The following is a 14424-nucleotide window of genomic DNA, read 5'->3' as shown; positions in this document are numbered from 1 at the left end:
TCGACTTCGCAAAGGACAAATCCGGTGCTAGCGTATGACAAAATCTCATGGACTGAAGAGGTCATATGCTGCCCCGACTGCCATCGCTCAATGGATTGCGCGCCTTCGAATGTGCCGCCCGGCACATGAGCTTCACCCGCGCCGCTGAAGAACTGAACGTCACGCAAACTGCGATCAGCCATCAGATCCGTCGCCTCGAGGATGAACTCGGCGTGCGTCTGTTCATGCGCTTGAAAGACGGTTTGGCATTGACCGAGGAGGGCAATGCTTACTTGCCCGGCATCCGCTCGGCGTTTCTTGAATTGCGCTACTCGACTGAAAAGCTGCTGGAATCGAGCAACAACAGCGTCCTGACCATCAGCACCCTGGTGTCGGTGGCGTCCAAATGGCTGTTGCCGCGTCTGCCGTCGTTTCGCGAAGCGCATCCGGACATTGATGTGCGGATCAGCGCCTCCACCGAGTGGGTGGACTTTCGCAAGGGCGGCATCGATGCGGCGATCCGCTACGGCGACGGGAATTGGCCGGGGCTGCGGGCCGACTGGTTGATGTCCGACGAGATCTTTCCGGTGTGCAGCCCGCGCTTGCTGACCGGCGACAAGCCGTTGAATACACCGGTGGACCTGGCCCATCACCCTTTGCTGCAAGTCAGCGGCGTGACCGCCAATGACTGGAACGACTGGCTGCATGCGGCAGGCCAGCCACCGCTGACGGCGAAGGGTCCGCGATTGACCTTCGACCTGGCGATGATGGCGGTGCAGGCGGCGATTGACGGGCAGGGCGTGTGCATCGGTCGCTCGACCTATGTCGATGATGATCTGCGCGCGGGCAGGCTGGTGGCGCCGTTTGATCTGCGCTTGAAATCCGCTTCCGGCTTCTACCTCGTCACGCCCCACGATCAGGCCGAATCGAAAAAGATCGTGGCGTTCAGAGGCTGGCTATCGCAGGTGCTGGCCAAACCCTTTGTATAAGCGTGTATCCATCGCGCCGCCGTACACAAACGGGTAACAAACCCCGTCATCAGGACACATCCTGCGTACATGCCTCGCCCAAAGTAGTGGCCAACACATCACTACTTCCAAGAGGACAACACCATGCGCCGCACACTTCTGATGACCGCTGCCGCCGTACTCGTTTCGCTGACCGGCCTCGCCCACGCGGCTGAAACCCCATCTGCCGCCCCGGCGAAGAACTGGCAACAAGGCCTGAGCCGTACCGATCTGGTCCGTCAGGATCTGGGTGCGGCGGATCGCGAGGTGATCCAGGCTCGCGTCGATTTCGAACCGGGCGTCACCTCGCCCAACCACGCGCATCCGGGTGTGGAGGTGGCTTACGTGATCAGCGGCACCTTCGAATACCGACTGGAAGGCCAGGCACCGGTGACGCTCAAGGCGGGTGATTCACTGTTCATCCCGGCGGGTGTGGCGCATATCGCCAGGAACGTCGGCAACGAGAAGGGCTCGGAACTGGCGACTTACATCGTCAAGAAGGGCGAACCGCTGCTGATTCTCAAGCAATAACGAACAGCGCCGACAAAAAAAGGCCTGCCGATGTGGCAGGCCTTCTTGCGTCTGGCGTGCAGGCAAAGTCGTGGGTCGCGGCGAACGTCAGTTTCAACTGTCGTTTTCGAGTGCCGACTCCACGGCCCTGAGCAGCACATCACCGGAGAACGGCTTGCCCAGGCAGGCGAAGGCATTGTAGCGACGGGTCTCGGCCAGGGCGGCGTCGTCCCAATGGGCGGACATGCAAATGACCGGGAATTTCCTGTCTCGGGACGCCAGCGCCTGCATCACCTCGATCCCTGACAAACCGTGCATTTTCAGGTCCAGCAACAGGCACGCAATGTCCTCGAAATGTTCCTGCGCCAGGAAATCCGCGCCACCGCTGTATAACCGCGCGTGGTAACCAGCGGAGCGCAGCAGGTTGGCGAGGCTTTTACGTACGGACGCATCGTCGTCGACGATGCAGACGATAACCGCGCTGACAGCGAGCGCGGGCGTGTCGGTGTCCTGACTCATGAAGGGTTCTGCACGCCGGACGGTGGCGGCGTGCTGATCAGGCCATACAGCTCGACGAGCCCGACGAGCGAGCGCGTCTGCATTTTCACCATGATGTGTTTGCGATGAACCTTGGCCGTCACTTCACTGGTGCCCAGCCTGTTGGCGATGTGCTTGTTGGACAGACCCGCGACGATCAACGGCAATACTTCACGCTCCCGTGGCGTCAGCAGGGCGGCTCGCTGGCGCACGCTCTGGACCCGCTGCCACTGCTGGAAATCAACCGCTGCGCGCTGGCGGGTCGCTTGCAGGATGGCCAGCAACTGGTCGTCGTCGAACGGCTTGGTCAGAAACTCGACGGCGCCCGCTTTCATCGCTTGTACCGACATCGGGATGGTGCCGTAACCGGTCATGAAAATGACCGGCCATGGATGTCCTCGCTCGCCGAGCGTCGACTGCAGCTGCAGACCGGTCGCCTCCGGCAGGCTGACATCGAGCAACAGGCAGGCCGGCCCGGCCTCGAGGTCAGCGCCAAGCAGCTCTTCTGCCGAATTGAAGATCCGGTGGGGCACGCCTTCGGCCCGCAGCAGGCGGCTGAGTGACGTGCGCACGGAAGCCTCGTCGTCCACGATGAACACCGGCACGCTGTCCGGATCAATCGCAGGCTGAACCTCTGTTGCAGGGACGCTCGCGGCGACCGGGTGAAACGGGGGCAGGGAAGGGGCACTGTCTTTCAATAATCGGTAACCTCGGCGCGGGACCGTCTGGATGATCTCATTCTCTCCAAATAACTTGCGCAGCGATGAGATCTGCACTTGAAGATTGTTTTCCTCGACGACGGTATCGGGCCAGACCTGGGTGAGCAATTCATCTTTGCTGACGATCCGGCCATCGGCCTGCATCAACACCGACAGCAGTTCGAACGCCCGTCCTCCCACGCGCAGCGGCCGCCCGTCAAGAAAGGCTTCACGCCGCTCCAGGGAAATAGTCGCTTGGCCGAGTCGGATCATACGGTTCTCTGCGTGGTGTCGAGGGAGAGGCACAGGGCGCCGGTTCATCAGGACGACACGCTAGGCGACGACCTCGCACAATGCAATTATCCCGAGGGATAAGGCCGGTGGTTTTTCAATCTCTGCAACCGGTCGGGACAGGCGCTCGACGGCCATGATGGTGCCGGATGCGGACATGGGCATCACGACGAAACCTCTGCGCCAGAGCCTTGCGTATACTCCTGCGCCAGGCCTGAAACAAATAATGAGCGGTGACAGCGAATGCCCGGCAGACTTTCCTCCTCTCCAGCCCTCTGCAACCCGGATGTCGTGCCGGATGACGCCTGGCTGGAGGGCTGTGCATTCGAGCTGCTGCGCCGGGAAAACGACCTGACCTGGTTCACCATCCACGATCCTCGGTCGGACTTCCGCTGGCTGGCCGCCCGCGCACCGATCCAGCGTCCTGACGTGGGCAAGCGTCTGGAACGGGACTTTCATCTGCGCCCGGATTCAGCCTGGGCCATCCGGCCGGTCGCCTTCATCCGTTCGGCAGAAGGGCCGTTGCTGGTCTATCCCGAGACGGGCGTGGCCCTGTCTGATCTGCTCGGTCAGTCCCGCCTGCCGCCGGGCCGCTTGCTTGCCATCGCGGTCGCGGCGGCCCATGCGCTGGTCAATGCCGGGAAGGCCGGCGCACGGCAGTCCAATCTGTTGCCCTGGCACTTGCGGGTGGGCGCCGATGATTCGGTGAGCCTTCTGGGTTATCACACCGACGAGCAGGCGGGCGCCGTCGCCGAGCTTCCTGCGCTGGAGCACTGGCCCTACCTGGCCCCCGAGCAGGTTCGGCGCGATGGCGCCGGTTTCGATGAGCGCAGCAATGTCTACGCGCTGTCGAGCATTCTTTATCACGCCTTGACCGGCCAGCCGCCCCTGACGGCGCGTGACCCGTCGCACTGGCGGCATGTGCATGCCGCGGTCCAGCCGACATCGCCGGCCGTGCATGTCGCCGACCTGCCGGAAGGCCTCTGTCGCGTGTTGCTCAAAGGCCTGGCCAAGGAGCCGGGCGCTCGCTATCAGAGCATGGAGTCGATGGCCACTGACCTTGTCTGGTGCCGTCAGCAATGGCTGGAGCATGGCCATGTGAAGGCTTTCAGGCTGGGCACCTTCGATGCACTGCCATCCGTTGCTGACGACCCGGTACTGTTTGGTCGGGAGGCGGAGCGCGCACAACTGCTCGAACAGATCAGCCAGGTGCGCAGCGACGGTATCGCCCGAGTGCTGTGGGTGGGCGGTACACCGGGAGCGGGCAAGTCAACCCTGATCCATCAGGGCGTGCGGCCGTTGGTTCCCGGCTATTGGGCCAGCGGCAAGATCAACCTGTTGCAGCAGGAAATCCCCAATGCGCCGCTGGCGGAAATCTTTCGTTCGCTGATGACTCAGTTGCTGGGCAAACCCGCACTGGAACTGCAAACCCTCGGCGCGCAACTGATTGAACGGCTCAAGGGGCGCGGCAGGATCCTGGTGGATCTGGCACCCGAGGCCGAACTGGTGATCGGTGCCACGCCGGAACTGCCCAACATGCCCGCCCGGCACGCGCTTGAGCGGGTCAATCGCACGCTGCTCGATGCGCTGGACGTGTTTGCTCAGCCCGGGCGGCCGCTGGTGCTTTTCGTGGATGACGTGCAGTGGGCGGACGATTCGACGCTTGCGTTTCTGCGCGCTTTCTTCGCCCGGCCACCGCGGCATCTGGTACTGATCCTGGCGTACCGGGACAGCGGGTCGAAGGCCTTTGCGCGGGAGGACGCCCTACTCGACGTGCTGCGCGGCGAACAGGCATTGCCCGGTATTCACATCACGCTGGGCGCCTTGTCGGTGTCCGCCGTCGCGCAACTGCTGGCCGCAGAACTGGACACCGATCCCGCCAGCATTGAAGTGCTCGCCCAGGTCGTGCATTTGAAAACGGCCGGCAATCCGCTGTTCGTCAGTCAGGTGTTGCGGGCGCTGATCGATGAGCGTCTGGTGCGTTTCGACGCGGCGGCGGATCGCTGGGTCTGGAACCAGAGCGATGTGGACAGCTATCGCTATGCCGACAACGTCGCGGAGTTGATGGTGCAGCGACTGGACCGGCTGACATTGACCGAACGAGACGTCCTGCGCACGGCGGGTTACATCGGCGGTCGCTGTGACGAGTCGCTGCTGGGCCGGTTGTTGCCGTTTGATTCGGTGCAACTGGCGCGCGATGTACAAAGTCTGGTCGAGGGGGGATTACTGCTGCGCGCCGGCGCGCAACTGGTGTTCGGCCACGACCGGGTGCTCGAGGCGGCCTGTCAGCTGCCTTCGCCGGTGGGGCGTGGCAGCGAGCATGCGCGCATCGCCGCTGCCATGCTGAACCTGTGGGGCGAACAGGCCCATGAGCGCGTGTTCGAGATTGCCGGTCAGATTCAGCGTGTCGACGATGCTGCACTGATGGAGCCGCACCGCGCCGCGTTTATTGATGTCCTGGTCGAGGCTGCCGAGCGCGCGAGGGATTCGGCCGCCGTGCAACTGGCGGCGGATTATCTGCAGACGGCCGAACGCCTGCTCGGTCAGAGCGGCTGGTCCCACCTTTATCCGCAAGCGTTCGCCAGCACGTGGCTGGCTGCCGAGTGCGCGATGCTGCTGGCGGATCTGGCGGGGGCCCGGGGACGTCTCGATGATTGCCTGAGCCACGCGCTCACGGACGCTGATCGCGCGAAAACCTATCGCTTGCGTGCCACGTTGCGCACGCTGCACTCCGACTATGAAGGGGCGATCACCGAGGCTTTGACCGGCCTGGCGCTGCTGGGCATCACCCTGCAACGCAAACCTCCCGAGGACCATCTGACCCGGGCCTTTGCGCAGGTGCGCGACCTGATCGGCACGCGAGCGATCGCCGATCTGGTTCATTTGCCCAAGGCTGAGGATGCGCAGATCGAGGCGGCCATGGAGCTGCTCGGCACATTGATTCCTTCGTTCTTCGTCGATGACGATCTCCGCTTGCTGCACCTGGCGAAAATGGTCGAACTCACCCTCGAGCACGGCACTACGCCAAGCAGTGGCTACGGATTTGCGTGGTTTGGCGTGATGATCGCCGAGCGTTTCGGCGAATACGTGGACGGACTGGCATTTGCGCAAGTCGCCCTGAAACTGACTGACCTGCATGGCTATGAGGCCGGCCGCACAGGCACCCTGGTGGCGCTCGATCAGGTCAGCCCGTGGACCCGGCCGATGGCGTATGCCCGGCAGACAGCGCTCGCGGCGTTCGAGTGCGGTCAGGCCGGGGGTGACCTGGGCATGTCCTGCTATGCCTGCAATCACATTGTTTCCGACCTGCTGTTCATGGGCGAACCCTTGCAAAAGGTGCTGGACGAACTGGAGCACGGTCTGGCCTGGGTGAGGCAGTTCAATTACGTCGATATCGAACGCATTCTGCTGGCGCAACAGGCGTTCGCCATCGACCTGCGTGACGGTCGCCCCGTGCGGGCACTGTCTGAACTGGAGGGCGTGGAACACGACCGTTTCGGCCCCATCGATCGAGCCTGCGTTTCGCAGTCGACGTTGTTCCTGTCGTGGCTGTATTCCGGCATGTCGGCCTTTTATGCAGGCGATGCGCTGTATGCCTGGCGGCGTTTCGAAGACGCCGCGACGGTGGCCTGGTCCATTCCTGCGCATATCAATCTTGCCGATTACCATCTCTTTCGTAGCCTCGCACTGGCCAGTGCGCAAGTGCCGGGTGACGTTGAGCGAAAGCCGCAAGTGCTTGAGCAGCAACGCCAGCGCTTTCTTGCATGGGCCGCGCTCAATCCGGCGACGTTCCGCAACAAACTGCTGTTGATCGAGGGCGTGATCGCGCGCTTGCGCGGTCAGGACCTGATTGCCATCCGTTGCTTCGATCAATCGCAGATCGCAGCGGCGGGCGCCGGTTTCGTTCACGAACAGGCACTGGCGCACGAGCAACTGGCTGACGTCTGCATGTCCAATGAGCTGGTCTCGGGGGCTCATCACCACCTGCGTTTTGCCCGGGATTGCTACGACCTCTGGGGGGCGAGCGCCAAGGCGCGGCAACTGGAAAACCGCCATCCGTTTCTGCGCACGGAACCCGCTTCGCAACCTTCACAACCGATCAACCGGGGCCGGCTGGACCTGGAGGCGGGTATCGAGGCCGCGCGGGCACTTTCCCAGGAGGTCTTGCTGGATCGGCTGGTCGAGACCTTGATGAACCACCTGATGGTTCAGGCCGGGGCTGACCAAGGTGTGCTGATGATGGTCGCTGAAGGCGAACTGCGCCTGGCGGCCGCCGCGTCGATGGAAGCCGGCAATCTGCTGATTGCGCTGGACAGCGATCAGGCGCTTGAAGCGCTGGCGCCTGCGTCGGTGCTCAATGCAACGATGCGCACCCGTGCACCCCTGGTGCTCGACGATGTGCGGGTCGATTGCCCGGAAGCCTATGGCGCCGATCTGCGTCGACGGCAGACCCGCTCGATGTTGTGCCTGCCGCTGCTCAGACAAGGCACGTTGATCGGTCTGGTCTATCTGGAAAACAGCCTGGTGCCCGGCCTGTTCGGTGCCGAACGGCTGACCATGCTGGAAATTCTTGCCTCCCAGGCAGCGGTGTCGCTGGAGACCGCCCGGCTGTATGCGCAATTGGTGGAAGACAACCGCCTGCGGGCGCAGATGGAAGCGGATCTGCGCAGCTCCCGTGCCGAACTGGCGCGCAACTCGCACCTCAAGGTCATGGGCGAACTTTCAGCCTCCATCGCCCACGAGATCAGTCAGCCGCTGCTTGGCATTCAGTCCAATGCCTCGGCCAGCCTGCGCTGGCTCAAGCGTGAAAAGCCCGATCTGGACGAGGCGATTCAGGGCCTGGAAGACATCCGCTCGGACAGCACGCGGGCCGCCGACATTGTCCAGGCCTTGCGCGCACTGGCCAGGCAGGCGCCGCTCAAGCGCTTGCCGGTGCAAATCGACGAGTTGGTGAGTGGTGTCGTTCAACTGACGGCGACCGAACTGGCCAACCGCAACGTCGCCCTGCACACCCGACTCGAAGCGCAATGTCAGGTGTGGGGCGACTCGGTGCAGATCCAGCAGGTGGTGTACAACCTGATCAACAATGCGATGGAGGCGATCGCCGGCGCCGGGGTGCCGGATGGGCGCATCGTCATCAGCTCCACCGTCAGGGACGGCCATGTGCGGGTGACGTTCCAGGACAACGGGCCAGGGATTGGCGTGCCTCAGCGCGAGCAGGTATTCGATGCCTTTTACACCACCAAGGGCAGCGGCATGGGAATGGGCCTGGCCATCTGCAGATCGGTGATCGGCGCACATGGCGGGACATTGCTGATCGAGGACAGCGAGCAGGGTGCCCGACTCAGTTTCGACCTGCCGCTGGAACCGGCTGGCGCGGGATAAAAAAAGGCCGCATCAGCGGCCAAAGGGGAGGAGCGGGTAACGTCAGGTTCGATCAGGTCAAGCGTGCGAGGGGTGGGCGTGCCCAGCGTTGTGCACGCTCCAGAGTGCAGCGTCGAGTTCGATGGCAGGCAACTGAAGCGCGATGGGCGCGCGGTTGGCGACGAAGGCGCGACGCCACTCTCGGGGCGGCATGCCTTCGAGGCGGTTGAAGGTGCGGGTGAAGTGCGAATGGTCCGAAAACCCGCATTCGTAGACGACTTCGGTGATCGGCATCGAAGTGATCAGCAGGCTTTTGGCTTTCTCGATCTTCATCCTCAGCCACCACTCCTGCGGTGAGTACCCGGTGTTCTTTTTGAACGCACGGGAAAAATGACTGCGCGAAAGATTGCAGAGGCCGGCGATCTCGCTGATGCGCGCGCTGCGGCTCAGGTCCCTGAGCATCAGTTCCTTGGCGCGACGTTCCTGCCAACTGGTCAACGATCCCAGCGGGCGCATCAGGGGGCGTGGATGGTCGGAAATCAGCGATTGCGGGCTCATGTTTGCTCTCCTTATCGTTGTGCAAAGTCTCTGCGTCGACGCCCTTTAAAGTCCTTAAACAATCCTGAAGAGTTATTAAATTCCCTCGGTCAGCGCCCTGCGGTCAGCGGGTCAGGCGTGGGTCGGGTAGTCAACGTAACCACGCTGATCGCCGCCAAAGAACGTGCTCGGGTCCGGTGCGTTGAGCGTCAGGCCTTCGCGGATTCGCCGAGGCAGATCGGGGTTGGCCAGAAACGGTCGGCCGAACGCGATGATGTCGGCGCGTCCGTCGGCCAGGGCCTGTTCCGCCGACTCGGGGTCGTAGCCGCCGGCGATCATCAGCACGCCATCCCAGGCATCACGCAACTGGCCGATGATCGCGTCCCAGCGCGGGTCGAAATTCTCGTCCTTGACGGTGCCGACCACGGCCGGCTCGACCAGATGCAGGTAGGCCAGTTTCCAGCGGTTCAACGAGCGCACGATGTAGCCGAACGTGGCTTGCGGGGTTTCATCGCCCATGCCCATGAAGCGCCCCATCGGTGTCAGGCGCACGCCGACACGGTCGGCACCGACTTCGTCGACCACGGCCGCCACCACTTCCAGTAACAGGCGCGCACGGTTTTCCAGGGTGCCGCCATAACCGTCGGTGCGCTGGTTGCTGTTGCTGTTGATGAACTGGTCCAGCAGATAGCCGTTGCCAGCGTGAATTTCCACGCCATCCATCCCGGCGTTCAGCGCATTGCGGGCGGCGCGGCGGTAGTCGCTGATGATGTCGGCGATTTCCGAAACCTGCAGTGCGCGCGGCACCGGCACGTCACCCCAGACACCGTTGCCCTCGGCATCGACGATGAAGGTCTTGCCCGGTACGGGCAATGCACTCGGCGCCACCGGCAGCGCGTTGTCCGGTTGAAAGCTTGGGTGCGATACGCGGCCCACATGCCACAGCTGCATGAAGATCAACCCGCCGGCCTCGTGTACCTGGCGGCTGACTTCGCGCCAGGCTTGCACCTGTTCGTCGTTGTAGATGCCAGGCGTCCACGCATAACCCTGGCCCTGACGGGAAATCTGCGTCGCCTCGGTAATGATCAGCGCGGCACTCGCCCGCTGGCGGTAGTACTCGGCGTTCATGGATGTCGGGATGTCGCCCGGTTGCCCGGCACGGGAGCGAGTCAACGGCGCCATCGCCACCCGATGGGGAAGTGTGTAGGGGCCGAGGGCGATGGGACGGAACAGTTGTTGTGTCATGGGGTTCTCCAGTCTTCGAAAAGGATCGGCAGGGCGGTGTCGGACATTGGGTCCGACACCGGATGGCCCTACGTTAAGCGGCTGTCCGGTGCTTGATAATCCACACGCGACGCCACGCTGCATTGCGTGAAATGCAACGTGGCGCGGTTCAGGCAGGCTGCTGCGAGCGGGTCAGGGGCAGGTTCAGCCAGCGCCGTCCGGTGGCATTCGCCACGGCGTTGCCGATGGCAGCCGCCATGGGGCCCTGGACGATTTCGGCGGCCCCCAGAAACGGTTGCCCCGGCTGGTCGAGCAGGTGAACGTCGACCTTTTTGGGGAGTTGCGAGAAACGCAGGATCGGGTAGCCGCTCCAGTCGTAGCTGCGGATGCCGCCGGCGTCATAGGCGACCTTTTCATACAGCGTCCAGCTGGTGGACTGCACGATCCCGCCCTCGACCTGGTTGCGCAGGCCATCGGGACTGACGATCTGTCCCACGTCGACCGCCGTGACGACGTGATCGATCTGCACTTCGCCGGTCTGCGGATGCACCCGCAGACGCACGGCAATGGCGCAGTAACCCATGATGTTTTTGTAGCGCGCGAACGCAAAGCCAAGGCCTGCGCCGGGTTCACTGCTTTTTTGCAGCCAGCCGACGGCATCGCGAACCTTTTCCACAACAGCCCGTGCCCGAGGATCGGTCAGGTGTGCCAGGCGCAGGGCAACCGGATCGACTGCGGCCTTGGTGGCCAGCTCGTCGATACAGGCTTCGATGGCGAAGACGTTGATGTGCGCCCCCAGCGAGCGCATGGCTGAAGTGCGAAACGGCATTTCAGTGATGAAGTTCATGTCGATCCGCGAGGAGGCCACGGCGTACAGCGGCACCGCGTTGCGATCGCCATCGCCCTCAGGCTGGGCGATCGGCACCGAGGGTGCGGAAGTGAACGGCCGGGCCAGCAGGCGTGCAGGCAGCAAGCGCCCGGCGTTGACGATGCGTTCGTTGTGCGGCGTGGTCCACAGCTCATAGTTCCAGTCCTGCAGCCGACCCTGTGGGTCAAGGTTGGCTTGCACCTCGGTGACCATCGCCGAGCTGTACGGCTCCCAGAGGTTTTCCTGCTCGCGCATCCATTGCACCCGCACCGGCGTGCCCGGTACGCGCATGGCAATCAACGCCGCGTCGGCCGCGGCATCGTCTGCGCCGTTATGGCCGTAACAGCCGGAACCTTCGGTGTGGATGCAGCGCACGCGCTCGGGCGGCAAACGCAACATCTCGGCGATCCCCGCGCGCAGCGGATACACGCCCTGAGTGTGGGTCCAGACGGTGAGGGTGCCGTCCTTGAACCAGGCCACGGCGCAGGACGGACCGATCGAACCGTGCATCAGGTATTGCTTGGTCACCCGGGCGCGATATTCGTTGTCGGTCGCGCCTTGTGGCGTGCCTTCATGGCTGATCGGATAACGACGCGAGGGCAGGCGCTCAAGCAGCGCATGGATGTCCCGCGATTCGGGAATCGCCTGTCCGCCGCTCCAGCGCGCCGAGGCGTATCCATGACGCATGGCTTTGATCGCTTGCCATTCGTCCCGCGCTACCACGGCCAGATAATTGCCGTCGCGAATCACCTGCACCACCCCGGACAGCGTCTTGATCGATTCAATATCGATGGCTTCCAGCGTGCAGCCGGGACGCGGCGGGCGGATGACCCGGGCGTGAAGCATGCCCGGCAGGCGAATGTCCTGCACGAACGCGGCGCCGCCGCTGACTTTGCCCGGAATGTCCAGGCGTGGCAGCGAATGGCCGATGAGCTTGAACGACGCCGGCGGCATCGAGGGTGACTCGGACGTTGCATAGCGGTGCAGATCGACCTGCTGCACGGCGTCGGCGTAAGACATGTGTTGCCCGGTCGGGCCGAGAATGCTGCCGTCGCGAGTCGTCAGCAGCGCCGGCGCAACGTTCCAGCTGCGTCCGGCCGATTCCAGCAGCATCTCGCGCACTTGTGCCGCCGCGTTGAACAGCGCGGTGCCGCTGTCAAAAATCGTGTGGCTGCCGGCGGTGTAGCCTTCGTTCGGCGTGAGTGCGGTGTCGGCGGTGAGCAGGTTGATCGCGGTCGGGGAGACCTCCAGCCGTTCAGCGGCAATTTGCAGTAACGCGGTTTTGACCCCGGTGCCCAGTTCGACCTTGCCGGTGTAGACGGTGATGCCGTCGTGGCCGACGCGGATCCACGCATCGAGCCAGGGGTTGGTGCGCAGGCTGCCGGGCAGGTCCGGCGCCAAGACGACCGTGCCGAGGGTATCGACTTCGGTGTCAGCCAGGGCGCGGCGCGAGACCGGCACCAAAGCAAACGCCACCAGCAGCGCGCCCCCGCGCAGGAACGCACGGCGACTGTGATCGACCTCATTGATCGTGGTCATTGCGCACTCCCGTTTTGCCGGGCGACAACGCTGATCGCCTCAATGATGCGCAAGTGCGTGCCGCAGCGGCACAGGTTTCCTGCCATGTGCTCGCGAATGGTCTGTTCGTCGGGATGCGGATTGCTTTCCAGCAGTGCCTGCGCACGCATCAACATGCCGGCGATGCAGTAACCGCATTGAGCGGCCTGCTTGTCGATGAATGCTTGCTGCAGAGTGCCGGGGCGTTCGGCCGTGCCCAGGCTCTCGACCGTCCGCACCTTTTTGCCCTCAAGACCCGCGCAGGGTGTCAGGCAGGAAAACACCGGTTGGTCATCGACGATGACGGTGCAGGCGCCGCATTGGCCCAGGCCACACCCGTACTTGGCGCCGTTCAGGCCCAGGTGATTGCGCAGCGCATAGAGCAGCGGCATGTCCGGTTCCAGCTCGAGAGCCCGGGAAGATCCGTTGACGTTGAGGGTGATCTGAGTCATTTCGTCTCCTGACGTAGCGCTTGGAGGGTGGCAGGGAGGTCGGTCCACAGTTGATCGGGGCTGGCCTGATGGCGCAGGTAGACGGCCAGGGCGTTGAGTTGGGTGTTATCGAGACTGGCGGCGAACGAGGGCATCACCGGTCCCGGTTGGCCGGGTTCTGCCGGGATGCCTTCGAGTACGGTTTTCACAAAGTTGCGCGGGCTGGCGGACTGCAGCGCCGAGGTGCGATCCAGTGCCGGGCGTCCGTCGATGTCACGCATCGGCGCGCCTTGGGCATGGCAGCCGGCGCAGGCACTGGCGAACAGCAGCGCGCCAGAGGATCGATCCGCAGGTTCAGCGCTGGCGCTCGGAATTTCGTTGATCGCGGTTTTCGCCGGCAGACTCAGCAGGTATTCGGCAATCGCCTGGGCATCTTCTGTGGGCAAGCGCGCCAGACCGAGACTGACCGGGCGCATCGGGCCCGCCGCCGTGCCGTGTCCGTCGACCACTTCGGCCCGCAGGTAACTCACCAATTGTTCGCTGCTCCACGGGTTTGCCCGGTGCGCCATGCCCAGCAGTGACGGCGCGTCCCAGCCATCCACGCTGCCGCCGGCCAGGTTTTCGCCGGATTTCTCGGCGCCGATCAGGTTCAACGGCGAATGACAGCCCGCGCAGTGACCGGGCCCCTCGACCAGGTAACGCCCGCGATTCCACCCCTGCGATTGCTCCGCCAGCGGCGTCAGCGGCTTCCCATGCAGGAACAGCAGGTTCCAGAACGACACCAGAGGCCGGATGTTCATCGGGAAGTTCATGCGGTTCTGTTGTGGCGGCGAGCTCACGGCCGGGCCGCTCATCAGGTACGCATAGGCGTCGGCGATGTCGTCCTGGCTCATGCGCCGGTAATGAACGTAGGGGAAGGCCGGGTACAGGAAGTGGCCGTCGCGGGAGATCCCTTCACGCATCGCCCGCTCAAAGGCCGGCAACGACCATTGGCCGATGCCGGTCTGTGGATCCGGGGTGATGTTGGTGCTGTAGAGGGTGCCGAACGGCGTCACCAGCGGCAGTCCGCCGGCCAGGTATTGGCCGCCGGGCCGCGTATGACACACCGCACAGTCGCCCGCCTCGACGACGCGCGCGCCGCGTTGCAGTTGTGCGGAATCGAAGGTTTGCGGGCGTTCGACCGGCGCAATTGCCGGCCGCCACATCAGCGCCAGGGCCGCGATCGCACCGATCGACGCGAGGGCTGCCGCGCTGACCCACAGCGCTCTGGATTTCATGAAATGGCCGTTCATGAGCGGTTGCCCAAGAGGCACGCGGTGGGCGTGAGGGACGGATTCGGCATCTTCGACAACTCCTTGAACGACCGGGGAAGGGCGCCGATGTAAAGCCCTGCGCCAGGTGCCCAAGGGTAGAGAAGGTGC

General features: G+C 63.7%; 10 protein-coding genes. 3 read left to right on the top strand and 7 right to left on the bottom strand.

All coding sequences use genetic code 11. The features are described 5' to 3' along the window. Positions 1 to 65: 65 nt before the first annotated feature. Both CAF80_RS08455 and CAF80_RS08450 read left to right on the top strand, forming a co-directional pair. Positions 66 to 968 carry a transcriptional regulator GcvA gene (locus CAF80_RS08455; protein WP_085646398.1) on the top strand — a complete coding sequence of 301 codons (903 nt, stop codon included), beginning with the start codon at positions 66 to 68 and terminating at the stop codon, positions 966 to 968. Positions 969 to 1091: 123 nt separating this feature from the next. Then, entirely contained in the window at positions 1092 to 1517 is a 426-nt protein-coding gene (locus tag CAF80_RS08450; protein WP_085646399.1) for a cupin domain-containing protein, read from the top strand. 93 nt (positions 1518 to 1610) lie between these two features. On the opposite strand, the gene CAF80_RS08445 is transcribed toward CAF80_RS08450, so the two are convergent. Further along, positions 1611 to 2015: a response regulator transcription factor gene (locus tag CAF80_RS08445; protein ID WP_085667155.1), complete on the bottom strand. Its 405-nt coding sequence runs from the start codon at positions 2013 to 2015 to the stop codon at positions 1611 to 1613. Continuing rightward, entirely contained in the window at positions 2012 to 3004 is a 993-nt protein-coding gene (locus CAF80_RS08440; RefSeq protein WP_074690853.1) for a response regulator, read from the bottom strand. Before CAF80_RS08440 ends, CAF80_RS08445 begins: the two co-directional genes overlap by 4 nt. Before the next feature lie 261 nt (positions 3005 to 3265). Between CAF80_RS08440 and CAF80_RS08435 the strand changes: the two genes are divergently transcribed. After that, the gene (locus CAF80_RS08435) at positions 3266 to 8407 is read left to right on the top strand and encodes an ATP-binding sensor histidine kinase (protein ID WP_256578121.1); all 5142 of its coding nucleotides are present in this window, start codon (positions 3266 to 3268) and stop codon (positions 8405 to 8407) included. 57 nt (positions 8408 to 8464) lie between these two features. On the opposite strand, the gene CAF80_RS08430 is transcribed toward CAF80_RS08435, so the two are convergent. The 5 genes from CAF80_RS08430 to CAF80_RS08410 all read right to left on the bottom strand — a co-directional run bounded on the left by CAF80_RS08430 (position 8465) and on the right by CAF80_RS08410 (position 14280). Further along, positions 8465 to 8944 (bottom strand): helix-turn-helix domain-containing protein, encoded by a 480-nt coding sequence (locus tag CAF80_RS08430; RefSeq protein WP_039772141.1) that lies wholly within the window; start codon positions 8942 to 8944, stop codon positions 8465 to 8467. A 111-nt stretch (positions 8945 to 9055) separates the two neighbouring features. Next, positions 9056 to 10168: an alkene reductase gene (locus tag CAF80_RS08425; protein ID WP_074690854.1), complete on the bottom strand. Its 1113-nt coding sequence runs from the start codon at positions 10166 to 10168 to the stop codon at positions 9056 to 9058. A gap of 148 nt (positions 10169 to 10316) precedes the next feature. Continuing rightward, entirely contained in the window at positions 10317 to 12554 is a 2238-nt protein-coding gene (locus CAF80_RS08420; protein WP_074690855.1) for a molybdopterin cofactor-binding domain-containing protein, read from the bottom strand. After that, entirely contained in the window at positions 12551 to 13024 is a 474-nt protein-coding gene (locus tag CAF80_RS08415) for a (2Fe-2S)-binding protein (RefSeq protein WP_074690856.1), read from the bottom strand. The genes CAF80_RS08420 and CAF80_RS08415 overlap by 4 nt, the downstream gene beginning before the upstream one ends. After that, complete coding sequence (locus CAF80_RS08410; RefSeq protein ID WP_074690857.1) at positions 13021 to 14280, bottom strand: cytochrome c; 1260 nt, start codon at positions 14278 to 14280, stop codon at positions 13021 to 13023. The genes CAF80_RS08415 and CAF80_RS08410 overlap by 4 nt, the downstream gene beginning before the upstream one ends. Positions 14281 to 14424 lie beyond the last annotated feature (144 nt).

The sequence above is a fragment of the Pseudomonas sp. B34(2017) genome (assembly GCF_002112915.1).
Taxonomy (GTDB): Bacteria; Pseudomonadota; Gammaproteobacteria; order Pseudomonadales; family Pseudomonadaceae; genus Aquipseudomonas; species Aquipseudomonas pharyngis.
Note: the sequence above shows the minus strand (reverse complement) of the source record. Positions and strands in the feature narration are given on the sequence as shown.

Coding starts and splice junctions, on each gene's coding strand:
- CAF80_RS08410 (WP_074690857.1), bottom strand. CDS start 14,280: ATGAAATCCAGAGCGCTGTGGGTCAGCGCGGCAGCCCTCGCGTCGATC.
- CAF80_RS08455 (WP_085646398.1), top strand. CDS start 66: ATGCTGCCCCGACTGCCATCGCTCAATGGATTGCGCGCCTTCGAATGT.
- CAF80_RS08425 (WP_074690854.1), bottom strand. CDS start 10,168: ATGACACAACAACTGTTCCGTCCCATCGCCCTCGGCCCCTACACACTT.
- CAF80_RS08430 (WP_039772141.1), bottom strand. CDS start 8,944: ATGAGCCCGCAATCGCTGATTTCCGACCATCCACGCCCCCTGATGCGC.
- CAF80_RS08450 (WP_085646399.1), top strand. CDS start 1,092: ATGCGCCGCACACTTCTGATGACCGCTGCCGCCGTACTCGTTTCGCTG.
- CAF80_RS08415 (WP_074690856.1), bottom strand. CDS start 13,024: ATGACTCAGATCACCCTCAACGTCAACGGATCTTCCCGGGCTCTCGAG.
- CAF80_RS08445 (WP_085667155.1), bottom strand. CDS start 2,015: ATGAGTCAGGACACCGACACGCCCGCGCTCGCTGTCAGCGCGGTTATC.
- CAF80_RS08435 (WP_256578121.1), top strand. CDS start 3,266: ATGCCCGGCAGACTTTCCTCCTCTCCAGCCCTCTGCAACCCGGATGTC.
- CAF80_RS08440 (WP_074690853.1), bottom strand. CDS start 3,004: ATGATCCGACTCGGCCAAGCGACTATTTCCCTGGAGCGGCGTGAAGCC.
- CAF80_RS08420 (WP_074690855.1), bottom strand. CDS start 12,554: ATGACCACGATCAATGAGGTCGATCACAGTCGCCGTGCGTTCCTGCGC.